The following is a 17,338-nucleotide window of genomic DNA, read 5'->3' as shown; positions in this document are numbered from 1 at the left end:
CAGGACGGCTAGATCGCGTCGGGCTCGTCGGCGACGGCGTCCGCCGTCCGCTGGCACAACCCGATCGCGGCCCGAGCCCAGGCGGCGTCGGATCCGGCCAGACCGCAGGCCGGACTGATACCGACACGGTCGCGGATAGCGCTGCGGGAGAAACCGATTCGATCGGTGATCGCCACGGCGGCCGAGGCCACCTCCTCAGCGGACGGCCGAGAAGCCGGAGCGCTCGTCGGCACCAGACCGAAGACCACCGATCGGCCCGAGTCCAGGAACTCCCCCAGGCCGTCATAGTCGGCGTCGCCCAGGGTGCTCACATCCACCGACACTGCATGAATCGCACTGCGTTGCAATATCTTCCACGGAACGTCTGCGCAGCTGTGCAACAGCACCTCCGCCCCCGCAACCGCCACGCATTCGTCGAGCAGCGCTATCGCCACCACCTCGTCGACCGGATGCACCGGATTCAGCGCCGTCACCCCGGTCAGCCGGCCGGCCAGCGCAGCCGACAGCACCGGCTCGTCGTATTGCACCACCACCGTTGTCGAAAGCCGCCGCGCCAGCTCGGCCCGGTGCCGCGCCACTCCCTCGGCCAGCGACGACGTTAGATCGCGCACCGCACCACTGTCGGTCAGCGCTCGGTGCCCTCCTGCCAGTTCGAGCTGGGCGGCCAGCGTGATCGGACCCGGCGCCTGCACCTTGACCGGCCGCCCGGAGTCACGGCCACCGGCCTTCTCCCAGGCCTCCTCGATGGCGTCGATGTCCTCATCGAGCAGACTTTTCGCCCGCCGGGTCACCGCGCCCGGCCGGGCGGCGATCCGGTACCCGCGCGGGACGGTGTCGATGGCGATGTCCACCAGCAGCGCGCCGGCCCGGCCGATCATGTCGGCGCCCACGCCGCGGCCCGGCAACTCGACCAGATGCGGCAGCCGGTGCAACTCCCCGACAACGATTTCGGCAGCCTCCCTCGGCGCCGAACCCGGCCAAGATCCGATCCCGGTGGCCGCCGCGAAAACACTCACCGGCCAACCGTATTGGACAGCCCGCGCGCACCGTACCGCCGGGGGCCTACCGTGATGCCATGACGGTGCGCGCGGGAGTGGCCTGCTGCGCGGCGGCGGCGTTGCTGACGGGCTGCACCCAGTGGGTTGGCGGCGCGCCGCTACGCGCCCTCAGCGAACCGCCGTGGCGCCCGCCGGGCGTCGTCGACGTCGACGTCATCATGCTGACCCAGGCGCAGATCCAGGCCATCACCGGCGGCGGCGAGGACGTGACGATCATCCCGAGCATGGACGGCAAATCCATGGTGGACGTGGAGGAGCTCGCCAAGGCGGTGCCCCGCGACTGCCGGTTCGTTTTCGCCGAGACCGACACCTTCGGCACCGACGTCGAGGACTTCCACAAGACGAGCTTTCAATATCCGCCGCGCCGCGCGTTGATCTCCGAAGGTGCCGCGGCCTACCGCGACGCGGCGACCGCGCAGCAGGCATTCAACACACTCTCGACCGCGGTGCATCGCTGCGCGGACGGATCGATGGGGTCGGGATTGGTCGGTGACGTCGAGGGCGACGCCGAGTCGCTGAGCACGCGTCCCGGCCGGTGCGGCCGCGACTACCGGCTGAAGGCCTCGGTGCTGGTGGAGGTGACGTTCTGCGGATTCGGCGAGTCGGTGCCCGAGATCGTCATGACGAACATCCTCAACAAGATTCCGGGTTGAGGTTCCCTCTCTACGGACCCTTTAGAGGCTTCCTGCCACGCACACGCTGGCCCTTAATATGTTCCGTTGCCTGACGCATTTTGAAACGCGCTGACCAGCATCAAAGCTTGGTAGAGCCACCATAAAGTTACAGCCAGTACGACCCAGCGTTGGATGCGTTGGGCTGCTGATACTTCGTGCTGGGTTTTGGTGATATTGCCGTAATCATCGACGGCCACGGTGTAGACCTTTGGCTTCTTGCGCAACCCCCACCACCAGAACGGTAGGTAGAGGCCGCAGGTCATGACAGTAAACAAGGCGTGCAACAGAATGTAGGCCCAGTGCGCATAGTCGGTTCCCGTCCATACGACGGCCGAGAACCTGCCCCGCTCCTTCAGTTTGGGGCCCGTGTTGTAGAACGTGACTTGCCCTCCGGGACCGACAGTTCCGCGGCCCCCCGTCGGAGCTGTGAGGAAGGCCAACTCCTGTGTGAGGATTCGGGCGCGCTCGGCGTCGCTTAGCCGGACGGGACCAGCGGATGCTCGGTTCGACAGCGCCGTCGCAGGCGGCGGTGGCAGCGACTCCAGATACTGCGGATGGTCCTCGGGCGGGTACCACTTTCCGTCCGAAGCCTGCCACCAGCCGTCACCCTGCGGTCCTTGGCTCACGTAGCCCTCCCCTGCGGCCGAGCGATGAGACTGTCGGTCGATCTGTGATATGGCCGTGCGGCGGAACACCGTCGAGGTGACCTTCGACGCACGATGTGGTGTCGAACAGCCCGCATCTGAGCTCGATCCGGAAATGCGAAAGCAAAGCAACAAATCGGATTACTGATAGCACAGGAACGAAACACAGCCCGACGCTTTCGAAAAAATCGAGCACGAATTCACAGCAGGTTCACAGCCTTAAGTGCGCGTTACTCCGTCTGCTTATCGTCGTCACGATCACGGTGACCAGGAGCGCCAAAGCCAAGCAGCCGAGGAAAAGGCGACGGGCAAAAAAGCCGTCTTCGCCGCTTTCGCTTCGCGCTCGATAGATCGCAAAGTTTCTTCTCCTCGCCTCCTTTCCTTTCCTCTGCGTCGCCAAACCCGTTGTCGCCACAAATTGAGTCCGGAGATACTGGCGAATGCCGACCCGGTCACGTCTACCATCTACACCATGACCGACACTCCACCCGGGACCGGCTGGTGGAAGGCCTCGGATGGAAATTGGTATCCACCTCGTTGGGAATACCACTACCACGCGACGCCAATTGGCCGGGACGTAGGAGCGGTACTTCAAGCCGCCATGCCCGCGTTGGCAGGTTTCGGCGACCAGGGCTGGGAAGTCGTGAATTTCAACGTTCTTCTCGACGCGAAGATGACGGTGGGCCATTCCCTATCGGTGGTGTTCCTGTTGAAACGGCCCCGCGCAACCTAGACCCACAGCCGCGTTCCCGACCAGTCCTGGGAAGGGGTGCATGCGATCGGAATCGGTCACTTCCCACAGCTCTGCAAGACAGGATGCATCTTTTTGTACACATCGGAATCGGACAGGTAGTTGACGGTGCCGAGGAAGGCTAGGGGCACTTTGCAGTCCGCACCCTGGCTGATCAGGTATTCGACGACCTGGCTATCTTGGTCGGACACGCCGTTCCAGCTCGCACGCTCAATAATCCAAAACAGCAATGAGCCAACGAATGTGCCGCCCTGCCCACCCTCGTAACCCTTCGGGGTCAACGGCGAATCGAAGATCACCGGGTTCTGCCCTAGTTTCGGCAGAAGATAACTGTCGCGTAGTTCGTCATCGACCTTGTATCCACTCGCCTGAAACGTCTTGACCAGTTCGACAGGATCGCCGTTCTGGGAGACACCTTGGAATCCGAAGAGGATCGCACTGGCACCGTTCTGCAGAGTTGTCGCTTTGAGGCCTGACTGCAAATACAAAGCGACGAGGCGGGTGTCGCGATCGACGATGGCACTCACAAACCCATCAACAGACCAGGATCCGGTGAGCTGGACGATCTGCGCGCGCGGATCGGTGTTCACCGGGGAGGGTGGCAGCGGCGCTGCCTGAATGACCGTGGTGGCCGGCGGCGCCGAACTGATGCTCGGCGTGGCGTTGTGTTGCCGAGATGTTCCCACCGCCTGCCCGGCGAGAGTCGCGACGGCGGCCACCATCACGACTGCTAGCGAAATCAGCGCCACCTTCACCGATCGACGTTGCCGATGCCACCACCGCACGGGTGGCCGGTCGGCAGTGAATTTCGACTGCCTACGGGAGCCCGCCCCGCCCACCTGTCCGCCACCGGCAGCCGACGCATCATCGGCGGAATCGAGCCACGCCAACAGGCTTACGCAGGCATCGGCAAGCTTCTCCAGGTGTGCTTCGAACGGCGGCGTGATTGCGTCTAGCCAGTGTGGCGTATTCAAGTAATACTCAAGCGCAGCCTCAGGCGCGACATCCTCGATCCGCAGGGTCAGGAGCTGCTTGCCCGAATTCGCTGCCCGCTCGACCTCCCGCTGGACCTGGTCCGACTCGTTGGCATTTCGGCTGAACACCAACAGGAAAATGCGCGCCTCTCGGATCGCGGCTACGATCGCGGCCGCCCAACTCTGCGACGGCTTGACATCTCGCGGCGCAATCCAGCAACGAATACCTTTCGCTTCGAGCGCCGCGCATACGGCATCGGCCGCGGGCTTATCTACCGAAGAATGACTGATGAACACGTCATGTGCCAACGCCCGCACCGCCTTGAGAACTGTCGGGGGTCATCACTTGGCGCAACTCTTCATCAACTGATACTGAGGCAGGTCGACCATATTGTGGAAGTCGAGGAACGCCAGTGGAACCTTGCAATCCGCACCCTGGTCGACCAGATACTTCATCACGCCGTTGTCCTCATCTGTGCCGACCCAAGTCGAGCGTTGGACAATCCAAAACAACAATGACCCGACGAATCGGCCTCCGTTACCACCGTCGTATCCTTTCGGCGCCAGAGGCGATTTGAACGGCATCGGAAGCATAGACCTAGGTCCAGCGTTGGACAGCTTTTCCATGAGATAGCTGTCCTCCAACTGCTCGTCGACGTGAAAGCCTGCCGCTTGAAACGTCTTCAACAATTCGACGGGATCGCCATTCTGCGGGAGGCCTTGAAAGCCGTAGAGAATGACACTCGCGCCGTCGAAGAGAGTCGTCGCCCTCATGCCGGACTGCAGGTAGAGGTTCACTATGTTGATGTCGCGGTCGCGAACGGCCCTGTGAAACCCGTCGTCGGACCATGAACCGGTCAGCTGAACGATTTGTGCACGAGGCTCGACACCCACGGATTGGGTTGCAGATGTAGTGGGAACCAGTGTCGTTGTCGACAGCTCGCTTTGAGAAGCACTCCGAGGCGGCGAGGAGCGCCAAAACCCCTCGGCGACACCGACACCGACGCCCAAAATGACGATCACGACGGCGATCGACGCAATCTTGACCTGCCGGCGCTCGTCGCGCCATGCCGGTCCTCGATCGGGCCGCCCCAGCAGCCTCCGGCACTGGACGACGAGCTTCTCCAAGTGTGCCTCGAAGGGTGGAGTGGCGGCATCGAGCCAATGCGGGGTCGACACTGTAAGCGCTCGGTGGCTGATCGAATCCTCAACGCACAGAACGAGAATCTGTTTGGCCGCGCTCGCCGCGAGCTCGACTTCCCGTCGAACCTGCTCCGAGTCATGCGCATTCTGGCTGAAAACCAACAGAATTATCTGTGCGCCGCGAATCGCGGCGACGATCGCGGCCGCCCAACTCTCCGACGGTTTGATATCACGCGGAGCGATCCAGCAACGAACCCCCTTCGCCTCGAGCGCCGCGCAAACAGCGTCAGCCGCAGGCTTATCCACCGACGAATGACTGATGAACACATCATGCGCCATAGCCCGCACCGCCTTCAGGCGTGAGCCGCGCTGTCGAAGGCTTCACCGTCGGTCGAGGATGCATCAGCTGAAAGATCGAGCCGCTTGATCTGCAATCCAACCGAGGCCAGAACCGCGGGCAAGTCACGGGCGAAATTGCGGTCGTACTCGGCGATCTCGGGAAACTTCTGTTGGAGTTCGTTGAATGAGACCAAGTATGGCGTGAGCTTCCGATCCGGGTCCTTTGTCGCCGCGAGCTGCCAGCCATCGCCCAAGCGATCCGCATTCCATCGTTCGTGTTCCTGCCGGGCCAACGTCTCGATCTCGTTCGCCGTGAAGGCGAAATCTGTTGCTTTCCAGTCACTGAGCGGTGTCACAACGCATTTCATCTCGTGGAGCTTGGCTTTGATATCGCGGGCATGATTGAAGTTGGATCTACGCCGCGAGTCGTCGAGCTCATCCCATGTAGGCGGGTCTGGCTTCTCCGGTTTGCATTCCATGTCCCGCCAGCGTTCGTGTAAGGCCTTCGCGATGGGTTCGAACGATCCGCCCTCAATGAGTTCTTTCGTACAGATCTGCTCCAGGGTGAGAAAGACCTCGATGTCCAAGCCTGTTCTGTGGGCGTCTTTGACAAGGTTCGCCACGCCGTGTGTCCGCGATAGTGCGACGGTCACCGGAATCCGCGAATCAAGGAGCTGACGCAGGTTCAACGCCTCTTCGGCTGCGATCTCGTCACGCGGGGCAGTCACGTATGCCCGTGTCAGTGGCGGCACACCATCTTCGGTGTGCCGCACCGATAGCTGTCGCAGGTCACGAGCGGTCGCCCGGATGGGCGGAGAGAACCGACAGACATGCTCCAATTCCGGATGGCGACTCGTGAGGTCGGCGACGCGCTTCTCCCCGTCCTCGTCGACGACCGTGATCCACAATGGAGTGCTCGGATTCGAGTCGTACCACATGCGTGCTGCAGTCCGGACCAACCAGGTGCCGAGCTGATCCAGCCGACTGACCAGCAGGTGCGGAATCATAGTGTTGATTCCGATGAAGGGACACTCGTCGAGCCACATTCGCGCAGCAGTCTCATCAGGATTGAAATAGTGCAGAGTCGACGCACTGTCATGCGACTGCTGCGCGGAATGGTCGCTGGATGTGGTGAGCTCCCGCGTCAGCTCCCGCACTCGTAAGAGAGCGCACAGATCCGGATTGTTGATCCGAGCCAGGCAATTCAGCACCCGTCGATGCCGACCGCGAGCCATATCGCGGGCGATCGCAACGATCTGGGCATTGACCGCGTCTTGGTCGGTGACCGCCAGCAAGTGCGACGCATGTCTGAGTCCGGCGGCGCGCAAGGTGCGTTCCGACTGCGCGTCGCCGATGATCACCGCTACGCCCCGTCGGCGGCACTTATCGATCAGCGGGTTTGTCGGATCGAGCTCGACGACGACCACGGCGCGGGACAACCGCCTGGGATTACGCCGAAACGCCTTGTCCAGGTATGTCGCAATCCTGTCCCCCTTGGGTGCTACATCCTCACGCAGGTGGTGGATGAATACATCTGCAACGTATCCAAGACCGCACACCACGATGTGATTCGTCATGAACGGAATGCGGATCTGTTGCGCCCGATCCCGAAAGAGCGCCGTGAGGGCAGTCAGCGCGGCGTATCCGGCCACAGCGGGTGACAGAAAGCGGGCGATGTCGAGCAGGACCGGCAACCCCGGCCGCTCCGGTCCGGCACCGGGCGCAAAAAGTCCGAGGCCGTGGTAAAGGTAGTCCGTCCAGCGGCTGGGTGGCTCTCCAGGAGGAAGGGCCGCGTAATACTGGCGATACCCGAGGTAGCCACAGACCAGGGCCGCCACGGCGAGGACCAAGAGGATTTCCCAACGCAGGTCGGCCCAGCGCAACTCACGGAGGCGCCGCACGCGCGAACCTTCGGGCCATTCGATGGTAGACGTACCGCGGCTAGGCATGGCGGCGGAATCCGTCGCTTGTGTCATGGAGTTCGCCATGGTTCTCCGTCTCGCGCCGTGGTGAGAGCTCCCCCGACGGACCGCAGGCTAGGCACTCATCGGTGAGATCATCTCACCGGCATCGTGATCCTGTTGCGCGATTCAGCCGGGGTTTACGCGCACGACCCGCATTCCCGCGGCAGCGAGCAAATTGGGGATTTCGCGGACGAGCAGCAGGTCGTACTCGGCGATGTCTGCCGGGAGCTCGTCGAAGGGCACCAAATACGGCGTCGTCTTACCGGCGGTGTCCTTGGGCCCCGCCGTCCAGCCGGCCGCCACCCGCTCCTTGACCCAACGGTCATGCTCGTGGATGCCGAGATATTTCACCTCGTCATCGGTGAACTTGAAGTCTCGGGCATCCGCATCGGTTAGCGGTGCGATCGCGCATCCGATTAGCTCAAGTTTCGTCGCGATGTCGCGAGCATGAGCGCGGCTAGAGTCTCGACGCGACTCATCCAGCTCATTCCAAGCAGGCGGCGCAACGACACCGGCCGAGCGCTGCTCCACACGCCAACGCTCATGGATTGCGCGCGCTATGACTTCAACAGACTGACGGTCGCGACCCACCCGCATCACTGTAACGAAGCACGCGAGAGGGTGACGCCCATTCCGCCGTCGGCTGCACACGCGCGACTGGCTATTCGGTTGCGACGCAATAGCAGTAGTGTTCATGGAGTCTCGACGATTCGCGGTCGTCCAACGCTCAAGTCGTCACAGAACCAGTCGACTCCGATGTCGGTCGAATGCCGACTCTGCGTACGGCGGGCTGGTGAAATGAGCGCAGTCCTTTGACACGGCCACGAGGGTCACCGTGTCGGCAGTCGAGACGAGGTACCGCATGACTCCGGAAGCGAGAACCGACGCCGATTTCGTGTTGTCAGGCGGTGGCGTCAAGGGCGTGGGGCTGGCGGGGGCGGTCGCAGGACTGGTCGACGCCGGCTACCGCGCACAGCGCGTGTCGGGCACCTCTGCCGGCTCGATTATCGGGGCAGTCTTGGCGGCGGCCACCAGGCGCGGGGCAGTGACCGGCAAGCAACTCAAAGACATCGCGCTTGGGATCGACTACCGCAAGATCTTGGACCGCGGACGCGCTCAGCGTGTCCCGTTCGTCGGTTCGGCTCTAGCACTGATGCGCGGCGATGGAATCTACCGGGGCGACTACGCCCATCAGTGGATTCGCGGTGAACTGAAGAATCTGGGTGTCACGAAATTTGGCGACCTCGCCATCGAGGATGAGACGCTCGCCGAGGAACGCCGCTATGCCCTCGTGGTCACCGTGGCCGACCTGACGAGAGAACGACTGGTTCGGTTGCCCTGGGATTACCGGCAGATCTACGGACACGACCCGGACGAGCATTATGTCGCCGATGCGGTTCGCGCCTCGATGTCGATACCTTTCTTTTTTCGGCCAGTGTCATTAAGGAGTGCCACCCGGCTCACCTCGACGCTGGTCGATGGCGGATTGCTGTCGAACTTCCCGATTGATTCGCTGGACCGCACCGACGGCAGAAAACCACGCTGGCCCACGTTCGGGATCACAGTGATGCCCAGCAATGCTGCCGGCGGCGACAGGCTCACACGTGCGCTGTCCGCGTTCGGTTTAGGTGCGCCGCCGCTGCTGGAACGGATGATCATGACGATGCTGTCCGGCCGCGATCAGGCTTATCTCGAACAACCCTGGGTCAGTGCGCGCACCATCCAAGTCCGATCATCCGGCCTCAGCGTTCTCGACTTCGATGCTTCGAAAATTGAAATCGAAACCCTCTATGCAAGCGGTTATGCGGCCGCTGAAGAGTTTTTGTCTCGCTGGGACTGGCAGGACTATCGCGACCGGTTTCGATGACATCGCTCCTTCACCGAGGCTGACGGCAAAGAATGCCATTAGGCATCGCGTCCCTTCGGGAGGTATCGTTGTCCTCTTCGCCCTCTGGCGGAGTCTTCTGGGAGCAACTATGCCCAACCACCATCCATCACGTTCGTGGCGTGGCTGCGCAATGTGTAAGTCGCACAAGCGGCGAGGCACCGGCCGAGCCGCGAAAGACCCCGTTGCGGTCAGACGCCGGCTCGGACGCAAACGACGGTATTCGCGCCGTACGCTCTGAGTGGCCTGACTTCAGGTCCTGCCAATGAACGAGCAGCGACGCCGCATTTGCCGTGATCAGTTTCGCTGGCCGGCGTCCGCTTCGTCAGTCGGACCGCGATTGCGACTTCGTCCACGCTGGATGGACCGCACCAATTTATCGATTTCCACGTCGAGATCGTCGCCGGTTAGCGTGACAGCGTGTAGCGAAGCCAACGCGGCAATCGACTCCGGTAACTGCTCAGCAACCAAGTTCACTGCATCCTCTAACAATGTGGGTACAACGACTGCCTCTTGGCGCTGAAGCCCGGCCTCAACTTCGCGTCGCACCCAGTCGTTCGGATCGTCGATGCGCCGGTTGCCATCCACACTCTCAAGCCAATTCGGTCCGATAAGCACCAACATGACGCTGCATCCGCGAATCGCATCTTGGATCCGGGCCGGAAATGTTTCCCCGTATTCAATAGATGATCTATCCATGAACACACTGGACGGGCCAAAGCGGTTCACCAGTTCACGCTTGATATCGCGGGCGTGCCAAGCGCTTTGGCTGCGCCGGTAGCTCAAGAAGAATGCAGGCGGCGTCTGCGGAGGAAGAAGATCGCCGAGGGCACTCTCGAGTGCCTTACGCTGGCGGCGCTCCATATACGAATCCACCGCGATCACGCCCGCCGTTGCGATGGCCAAAGCTACGAGCGGGTACGCGACCGACACGATCCATCCGCGATCGAAGGCGAATTGCGCCCCGAATAGAAATCCGAGGGCAGTAGCTAGCGCAGCGCCGAAGCTATAGAGCGCTGGCACCCGAGCACCGATGACGGTCGGGATCGCAATAGCGATGAGGATCAACAGGAGGTCGACCAGTGCGGCCACCGATCGCAGAGGAACTCCCGCGAGCAACGTCCAGAGGGCGTTGGCCTGGATCTCGACACCGGGCATTGGCACCGACGAGATCGAGGTTACGAACATGTCGTTCACAGGATCGGTACTGCCGATCAACACCGCCTTCCCGGCAAAAGCGGCCGGCGGCACGATGCCCGCCATCACGTCCGTGAATGAGTAGTGAGGGAAAGTTCCTGCACCGCCGCGAAAGTCAATCCATTCGTGGGAGAAGGGTGGGACTGCGCTTCCCTTGAAGATCTCTGCAGTACGCACTGCCAGCGTTGGAAGTTGCACTGGCGCAAACAACATTCTCCGCAGGACGCCGTCAGGATCTTTGTCGATCGCAGCACTTGCAGGTAACGCGCCCTGCGCATCGTCAACGCCTGCGGGCACTGGGATCGGCCCCTGATCACCTTCGTGAGTGGCCAATACCACCGGACCATCTCTGGCGATCGCAGCGAGCAGCATCCGGTCATCGTCTGGTCCCGAGCTTCCGATGAATTGGGTGTCGATCGCGACGACCCGGGGTCCAGCCTCGTGAAGTCGGTCCAGCACCCTGGCGTAGTCCGCCCGCGGAATCGGTAGCTGTACGTTCAGCGCTGTCAACGACTTTTGATCGATGCCGATGATCACGACATCTTGTCCGGGTGACTGGGGGCCTCGCACCCAGAATCGGGTATCGATACTGGTTCGCTCCCAGTGCTGTAACCCGCTCATGCTGTAGAGCGCAGCCATCAGGCCGGCGACGACAACTGCAACGCCGACGACTAGCACGTGGCGTATGGCGAAACGACGGAATCGCCAGCTGGCTGCTGCGCTCTTGGAGTCGGGGTCACCCCCAATCACGTTGATTCCCACCGAAAGCCCAATTCGACCCAAATCCTGTTACGGGACTGCCGATTCCGATGGTCCACGGATATCTGCGCTGCGCTTGGCGAATCGCTGCGCCCAGTCAACGCCAATTGCCTCCAGTCCGGCAGAAGCGAAAGAGACCACTCATGGTCCGAAAACGCCTGCCTGGTCCACATACCCACCGCAGTTACATCGCGTTCAGCTGGAGTTCCTCGCCGAACAACCGCTCAAGACCGTCACCTGCACGCGAATCGGCCGCGACGGTCGTGGCGCAGTGCGCGGCCAGCTGTGGGATTGCAGAGCAGTCCACCGTGGCTTGGGCATCGCCATGCACGTGGGCAGTCACCGGGCTGTTTGCTCGTACAAACGCCTCTGCGCCGGCAGTGAGCGGTACCCCAATCGTTTGAACGGAATTGGCTTCTACCAACAAGTCGGAACGACCCGCATACTCAACGCGCGTTGTAGACGGAGGTTCCGTGTAGCCAGTCAGGTCGATCAGGAGAATACCCCGGCAAGTGGCAGGAATCAGACACGTGACGGTAACCGGCACGTATCCGTCGGCATCGAGACTTACCGTGCCGCTCTTGATTCTTACAACGTCCAGCATTCCAGGAACCGTCGGTGCGCCGTAACCGCCGGCAGTTTGGCAGTGAGTCCCGCAACCCAACCGAACCTCCCCGGTGCCCGCGGCGGCAGCACTGGTTGGGGTTGACAACGAACTAACGGTGGTGACCGATGCTGGCAACGTACTGCTAGAGCCCACTGAAACCGGCATCGGATTGTTGGTTTCAACTGGTGCGGGTGGACTGCTGCTGGAACCGCATGCCGCGACCGCCGTAATAGCAGTCACCACAACGCTGATCATGAAGTACTGACGTGGTCTCACATAAACTCCTCCCCGCCGGCCTCGGCAACTCTGCACCGTCGAAGTCCATTGACCGACAACCATATGTCGGCCGCAAGTCTGTCACCGAACAAGTCGCTTCGGTGTCAAAAGTGCAATTAAAGCAAGGTAAACCAGTGTGGTTCCCGGCAGCGACTTTTGCCTTAGGCGACAGCGCGCTGGGCCTCCCGTAGCTCAAGGGCGACTTCGCCCGCCTCGAACACTGAGAGTGTCTGCCCGGCAATATGTTTGACCTTGAAAGGGCTCGGGTCGATTTCGAATCGGTTAGCTCGAAGACAACTGCGGGTGCTGCCGGGGTTAGCTTTGAGCGTTGTGAAAAGTTCCGGACTCCACCGACGCCCTTCGCCGACGAATGGGGTCGCAGCTCATGAACGGCGCCGAACCAACGCCTTCTGGTCGCCGATCATAGCCATCGTGATTCTTCGAACCCGTTTCAGAACGTGCTGATCTCGGCATGGCTCGCATCACGGTCCACGACCCAGGTTATTTCAAGACCGTGACCAGTCAAGTCATTGCCGAATGTGACACGACCCGAAGGATTAATTTCGCCCGTCCAGCCATAGCCGCGATACGGCTGAGATGCCGTCAGTTCGAACCAACCCGGACCGGCCGTCTCGGGATCACCGATATTGGCGTCACGCCAGATGAGGTTGCCCATGGCGTCGACCACGGCCTGATCCATGTGCATCACGTCCGGGCACTGCGGGCATGACGTCACCGGCGCTTGGGGCCAATTACTCTCGCAAACAACGCTATCCAGATCGACCTGACAAACGGCCATTCCGGGCAGCTTCACGTACGGCGTGATATCGGCGTGCACCGAGCCAGCGAAGGACACGCTGAGAGCAGCGACTGCGACAACTGGAAGTGTCTTTATCAATCCGCCCCAACAACGCGACAACGACCGCGGTATGGCAACTCGTCCCATGCGAGTCATCATGCGCCCCGCGCGCGCATACCGTCCCGCCTTTGATCAGCTGGACGACGCGCTGATCGTCGCGCTGGCGATCACCTCGTCGCCGGCCGGGTCCGGCCGGTACAGCACTAACGTCTGCCCCGGCGCGACGCCGCGCAGCGGGGTCCGCAAGGCCACTGCCAGCTCACCGCCGGCCACTTCGGCGACGGCAGGCACCACGCCGCCGTGGGCGCGCACCTGGACCTCGCACTCCACCGGCCCGGCGAGCGCGACACCGGAGGTGAACACCGGGCGGGCGCCGGTCAGCGACCGCACTTCGAGGTCTTCTTTCGCCCCCACCCGCACCGTCTGCGATTCGGCGTCGATTGCGGTGACGTAGCGCGGCAGGCCGTCCGGTCCGGGCCCCGCGATCCCGAGGCCTTTGCGCTGGCCGATGGTGAACCCGTGCACCCCGTCGTGCTCGGCGAGCACCGCACCGCTGGCGTCGTCGACGACCGTTCCACGCCGCACCCCGATCCGGGCACCCAGGAAGGCCTGGGTATCGCCGGAAGGGATGAAGCAGATGTCATGGCTGTCGGGCTTTTCGGCCACCGCCAGCCCGCGCCGCGCAGCCTCCTCGCGGATCGCCGGCTTGGGGGTGTCGCCGATCGGGAACGCCGCGTGGCGCAATTGCTGAGCGGTCAGCACACCGAGCACGTAGGACTGGTCCTTGTCGACGTCGACCGCACGGCGCAGCCGGCCTGCCGACAGCCGGGCGTAGTGGCCGGTGGCCACCGCATCGAAGCCCAGCGCCAGCGCCTTGGCCGCCAACGCCGAGAACTTGATCTTCTCGTTGCAGCGCACGCAGGGGTTCGGGGTCTCGCCGCGTTCATAGGAGGAGACGAAGTCGTCGATCACGTCTTCGGCGAACCTGTCGGCGAAATCCCAGACATAGAACGGGATTCCGAGCACATCGGCAACCCGGCGCGCGTCGCCGGCGTCCTCTTTGGAGCAGCAGCCGCGCGAACCGGTCCGCAGCGTGCCCGGCTCGCGCGACAATGCCAGGTGCACCCCGACGACCTCGTGGCCGGCGTCGACCATTCGCGCGGCGGCGACCGACGAATCGACGCCACCGCTCATCGCGGCCAGCACCCTCATCGCAGCACCCCCAGTGACGAACTGGCCAGTGCGGCCTGGCGGGCCCGCTCGACCGCGGCCGGCAACACCCGCAGCGCCGCGTCGACGTCGGCCTCGGTGCTGGTGTGGCCGAGCGACAACCGCAGCGAACCACGGGCCGCTTCGGGGTCGGCGCCCATGGCCAGCAGGACGTGGGACGGCTGAGCCACCCCGGCCGTGCAGGCCGAGCCGGTTGAGCATTCGATTCCGTTGGCGTCCAACAACATCAGCAGTGAGTCACCCTCGCAGCCGCGGAACGTGAAGTGGGTGTTGCCCGGCAGCCGCCGATCACCGAGGGCGCCGTTGACTCCGGTGTCGTCGATCGTAGTCAAGACTCCGTTGATCAGCCGCTCGCGCAGACCGCGCAGCCGCGCACCGGTGGCGTCGAGCGATTCGACGGCGACGTCAGCTGCCGCCGCCATCGCGACCGCACCCGCGACATCCGGTGTGCCGGACCGGACATCGCGTTCTTGACCGCCGCCATGCAGCAGCGGGACACAGGTCGTGGCACGGCGCAGCAGCAACGCACCGACACCGGTCGGTCCGCCGAACTTGTGCGCTGCCAGGCTCATCGCCGACAAACCTGACCCGGTGAAGTCCACCGGGATGTGGCCGACCGCCTGGACGGCGTCACTGTGGATCGGCACATCGAACTCGGCGGCGACCGCGGCCAGTTCAGCGATCGGCATGATCGTGCCGACTTCGTTGTTGGCCCACATCACCGAGACCAGCGCCACGTCGTCCTGCTCGGTCAGCGCTTCACGCAACGCACCCGCCGTCACCGACCCGTCGGGTTCGGTCGGCAGGAATGTGACGTCGGCGCCCTCGTGCTCGGCCAGCCAGGTGACGGCGTCGAGGACCGCGTGGTGTTCGACAGCGGTGGTCACGATGCGGCGACGTCCGGGCTCGGCGTCACGACGCGCCCAATAGATCCCTTTGACCGCGAGGTTGTCACTCTCGGTACCGCCCGCGGTGAAGATCACTTCCGACGGGCGAGCGCCCAGGCGCGCCGCAAGGCTCTCCCGGGCCTCCTCCATCCGCCGCCGGGCGTCGCGGCCCGAGGTGTGCAGCGAGGAGGCGTTACCGACGGTGCCCAGCGCAGCCGTCATCGCCTCGATGGCAGCGGGATACATCGGGGTGGTGGCAGCGTGGTCGAGATACACCGGACCGGCGGTCGGGCTCATAGCCCGTCCAGGATACCGGCAGGCGGAGTGCTTCCTGACCGCGCGGATCTGGCCCGGTCAGCCCGCCAGTGCGTGGCTGTGCTCGAAGCGCGGGGCGATCTGCCCCCGAACGGCCACCTCGCAGCGCGCCGCCAGTTCGCGCCGGTCGGTGCCGGGCAATTCCAGCGACGCAACCTCGACGTCGACGACGGTCACCCGGGTACGAACCGTGCGGCTCAGCGATTGCCACAGCGTGTCGTCGCCGACGAACGCCGTCACCGTCGACGGGCGGCCGTCGCGGTGGTGGTAGGTCAGCCGCAGGGGCTGCACCGGGCGTCCCGAATCCACGGCGGCCTGAAACATCGCCGGGCGAAATTGGCCGTAAGCCAGGCCACACCACGTGGTTCCTTCGGGGAACGCGACGACGGTCTGGCCATGGCGAAGCCGCTCGGCCACCGTTGCGACCACCTGCGGCAGCCGACGCAGGCTGGACCGGTCGATCGGGATGACCTTCATGATCCGCGCGGCCAACCCGACGGCAGGCCAGTCGACCAGGTCGGCCCGCGCGACGAACGCGCCGGGCAGCACCGAGCCGATGACGAAGATGTCCACCCAGGAGACGTGGCCACTGACCACCAGCACACCGCGCAGGTTGCGAATCGGCCCGCCGGACACAGTGATTCGCACACCAAGGCAGCGCAAGAAGCTTCGGCAGTACAGCCGCTGCGCGCGCCCACGGCCCGGCACCGGCACCGCCAGCAGTGGCACCACCAGCAAGAGCATCAGCGCCGACGTGATGCGGATTCCCGCGCGCACGGCCGCGATCACCCGTCGCGACGGCGGGGCGCCGCCGGCGCGCACACAACTGTCGTCACACAATGCACGCGGCAGCCAGGCGTGCTCGGTCACCGTCATGCCATTCCCCCAGCCATCTCGCTGGCCGCCGATACCGACCGCAGCCTGGTCAAATAGCGGGTATCGGCCTGCCGCTTGGCCAGCAGGGCCGGGAAGTCCCCGACACCGAATTCGGGATCGTGGGCCGGTTCACCGCAGACCCGGGCGCCGAGGCGCAGGTAGCCACGCATCAGCGGCGGAATGGTCGGCCGCGTCGGTGGTGCGATGTCGTCGAGGCCCAGACCGTCCACCACGACCGGCCGGTACGGGTACACCATGTGCTCGGGGTCCGCGGCGTGGCGGCGCAGTACGAAGTCGCGCACCCCGCGAATCTGAGAACCTGGAGGTGGACCCGCCGGGTCGTCTGAGTGCGTGGGAACCGAGACACATCCGGTGACGTAGTCGTAGCCGCAGCGGTCCAGGTAGGCCAGGATGCCTGCCCACATGAGCAGCACCACGGCGCCGTTGCGGTGGTCGGCACGCACTACCGCGCGGCCCATCTCCACCAGCGACGGCCTCAGCTCATCGAGTGCGCTGATGTCGAATTCGGTTGCGGTGTAGAGAGTTCCGGCCGCGATCGCACCGGGTGGCGGCAGCATGCGATAGCAGCCGACGAGCTCACCGGAGGTGTCCTCCCGCACCAGGAGGTGGTCGCAGAATTCGTCGAACCGATCGGCGTCACGCCCGTCGCCGTCGGTGGGCAGTGCGTAGCCGGGCTCAGTGGTGAACACCTGATACCGCAGCCGCTGCGCCGCGTCGATCAGGGTGGGGTCGGTGGACAGCAGTAGCGAGTAGCGCGGGCCGCGCAGTGCGGCGGATTCGTTCCGGTCGGGGGCTATGAGTACAGATGCAGTGCTCATAGCTGAAACGGTTGCCGAGTCGTTCAGCGGGATGTCAACGCCCGCGTGACGTGTTCGTGCA

General features: G+C 63.7%; 17 protein-coding genes and 1 pseudogene. 4 read left to right on the top strand and 14 right to left on the bottom strand.

Annotation, left to right across the window (positions count from 1 at the left end; translation table 11 throughout):
- Positions 1-8: 8 nt before the first annotated feature.
- Complete coding sequence (locus tag AB431_RS10235) at positions 9-1,016, bottom strand: methionine synthase (protein WP_047329822.1); 1,008 nt, start codon at positions 1,014-1,016, stop codon at positions 9-11.
- Between the two features lie 59 nt (positions 1,017-1,075).
- Here AB431_RS10235 and AB431_RS10230 point away from each other — a divergent pair, with 59 nt between their 5' ends.
- Positions 1,076-1,711, top strand: a complete 636-nt coding sequence (locus tag AB431_RS10230) for a sensor domain-containing protein (RefSeq protein WP_047329821.1) — start codon at positions 1,076-1,078, stop codon at positions 1,709-1,711.
- A 53-nt stretch (positions 1,712-1,764) separates the two neighbouring features.
- Here the strand turns inward: AB431_RS10230 and AB431_RS10225 are convergent, their stop codons facing one another.
- On the bottom strand, positions 1,765-2,358 hold the full coding sequence (locus AB431_RS10225) for a hypothetical protein (protein ID WP_047329820.1): 594 nt from the start codon (positions 2,356-2,358) through the stop codon (positions 1,765-1,767).
- Positions 2,359-2,848: 490 nt separating this feature from the next.
- Between AB431_RS10225 and AB431_RS30385 the strand changes: the two genes are divergently transcribed.
- Positions 2,849-3,109 (top strand): hypothetical protein, encoded by a 261-nt coding sequence (locus AB431_RS30385; protein ID WP_144418231.1) that lies wholly within the window; start codon positions 2,849-2,851, stop codon positions 3,107-3,109.
- Positions 3,110-3,165: 56 nt separating this feature from the next.
- Here the strand turns inward: AB431_RS30385 and AB431_RS29505 are convergent, their stop codons facing one another.
- The 5 genes and pseudogenes from AB431_RS29505 to AB431_RS10205 form a co-directional block, all read right to left on the bottom strand.
- Positions 3,166-4,410: a toll/interleukin-1 receptor domain-containing protein gene (locus tag AB431_RS29505; RefSeq protein ID WP_158423533.1), complete on the bottom strand. Its 1,245-nt coding sequence runs from the start codon at positions 4,408-4,410 to the stop codon at positions 3,166-3,168.
- Between the two features lie 33 nt (positions 4,411-4,443).
- A complete protein-coding gene (locus AB431_RS10215; RefSeq protein WP_047329819.1) occupies positions 4,444-5,583 on the bottom strand; it encodes a toll/interleukin-1 receptor domain-containing protein in 1,140 nt (379 codons plus the stop codon).
- A 14-nt stretch (positions 5,584-5,597) separates the two neighbouring features.
- Positions 5,598-6,740, bottom strand: a complete 1,143-nt coding sequence (locus tag AB431_RS31195; RefSeq protein WP_235435876.1) for a RyR domain-containing protein — start codon at positions 6,738-6,740, stop codon at positions 5,598-5,600.
- Between the two features lie 60 nt (positions 6,741-6,800).
- A pseudogene (locus tag AB431_RS31550) lies at positions 6,801-7,160 on the bottom strand (NAD-binding protein); the annotation flags it as partial.
- Positions 7,161-7,673: 513 nt separating this feature from the next.
- Positions 7,674-8,138: a RyR domain-containing protein gene (locus AB431_RS10205; RefSeq protein ID WP_158423532.1), complete on the bottom strand. Its 465-nt coding sequence runs from the start codon at positions 8,136-8,138 to the stop codon at positions 7,674-7,676.
- 271 nt (positions 8,139-8,409) lie between these two features.
- Between AB431_RS10205 and AB431_RS10200 the strand changes: the two genes are divergently transcribed.
- The gene (locus AB431_RS10200; protein WP_047329817.1) at positions 8,410-9,414 is read left to right on the top strand and encodes a patatin-like phospholipase family protein; all 1,005 of its coding nucleotides are present in this window, start codon (positions 8,410-8,412) and stop codon (positions 9,412-9,414) included.
- Between the two features lie 315 nt (positions 9,415-9,729).
- On the opposite strand, the gene AB431_RS10195 is transcribed toward AB431_RS10200, so the two are convergent.
- Both AB431_RS10195 and AB431_RS10190 read right to left on the bottom strand, forming a co-directional pair.
- A complete protein-coding gene (locus tag AB431_RS10195) occupies positions 9,730-11,391 on the bottom strand; it encodes a CHASE2 domain-containing protein (RefSeq protein ID WP_144418230.1) in 1,662 nt (553 codons plus the stop codon).
- A gap of 181 nt (positions 11,392-11,572) precedes the next feature.
- Positions 11,573-11,992: a hypothetical protein gene (locus tag AB431_RS10190; RefSeq protein WP_047329815.1), complete on the bottom strand. Its 420-nt coding sequence runs from the start codon at positions 11,990-11,992 to the stop codon at positions 11,573-11,575.
- A gap of 121 nt (positions 11,993-12,113) precedes the next feature.
- On the opposite strand from AB431_RS10190, the gene AB431_RS30790 reads away from it, so the two are divergent.
- A complete protein-coding gene (locus tag AB431_RS30790; RefSeq protein ID WP_158423531.1) occupies positions 12,114-12,260 on the top strand; it encodes a hypothetical protein in 147 nt (48 codons plus the stop codon).
- Between the two features lie 462 nt (positions 12,261-12,722).
- Here the strand turns inward: AB431_RS30790 and AB431_RS30375 are convergent, their stop codons facing one another.
- The 5 genes from AB431_RS30375 to AB431_RS10165 all read right to left on the bottom strand — a co-directional run bounded on the left by AB431_RS30375 (position 12,723) and on the right by AB431_RS10165 (position 17,277).
- The gene (locus AB431_RS30375; RefSeq protein WP_144418229.1) at positions 12,723-13,109 is read right to left on the bottom strand and encodes a hypothetical protein; all 387 of its coding nucleotides are present in this window, start codon (positions 13,107-13,109) and stop codon (positions 12,723-12,725) included.
- Between the two features lie 153 nt (positions 13,110-13,262).
- Positions 13,263-14,342, bottom strand: coding sequence for a tRNA 2-thiouridine(34) synthase MnmA (mnmA, locus tag AB431_RS10180; protein ID WP_047329813.1), 1,080 nt, complete (start codon positions 14,340-14,342; stop codon positions 13,263-13,265).
- Positions 14,339-15,544, bottom strand: coding sequence for a cysteine desulfurase family protein (locus tag AB431_RS10175; protein WP_047329812.1), 1,206 nt, complete (start codon positions 15,542-15,544; stop codon positions 14,339-14,341). Before AB431_RS10175 ends, mnmA begins: the two co-directional genes overlap by 4 nt.
- Positions 15,545-15,601: 57 nt before the next feature.
- The gene (locus AB431_RS10170) at positions 15,602-16,438 is read right to left on the bottom strand and encodes a 1-acyl-sn-glycerol-3-phosphate acyltransferase (protein WP_047329811.1); all 837 of its coding nucleotides are present in this window, start codon (positions 16,436-16,438) and stop codon (positions 15,602-15,604) included.
- A complete protein-coding gene (locus tag AB431_RS10165) occupies positions 16,435-17,277 on the bottom strand; it encodes a GNAT family N-acetyltransferase (RefSeq protein WP_047329810.1) in 843 nt (280 codons plus the stop codon). The genes AB431_RS10170 and AB431_RS10165 overlap by 4 nt, the downstream gene beginning before the upstream one ends.
- Between the last annotated feature and the right edge of the window lie 61 nt (positions 17,278-17,338).

Source organism: Mycobacterium sp. EPa45 (genome assembly GCF_001021385.1).
Taxonomy (GTDB): Bacteria; Actinomycetota; Actinomycetes; order Mycobacteriales; family Mycobacteriaceae; genus Mycobacterium.
The sequence above is the reverse complement of the archived record's forward strand: the minus strand, read 5'-3'. Positions and strand labels throughout refer to the sequence as shown.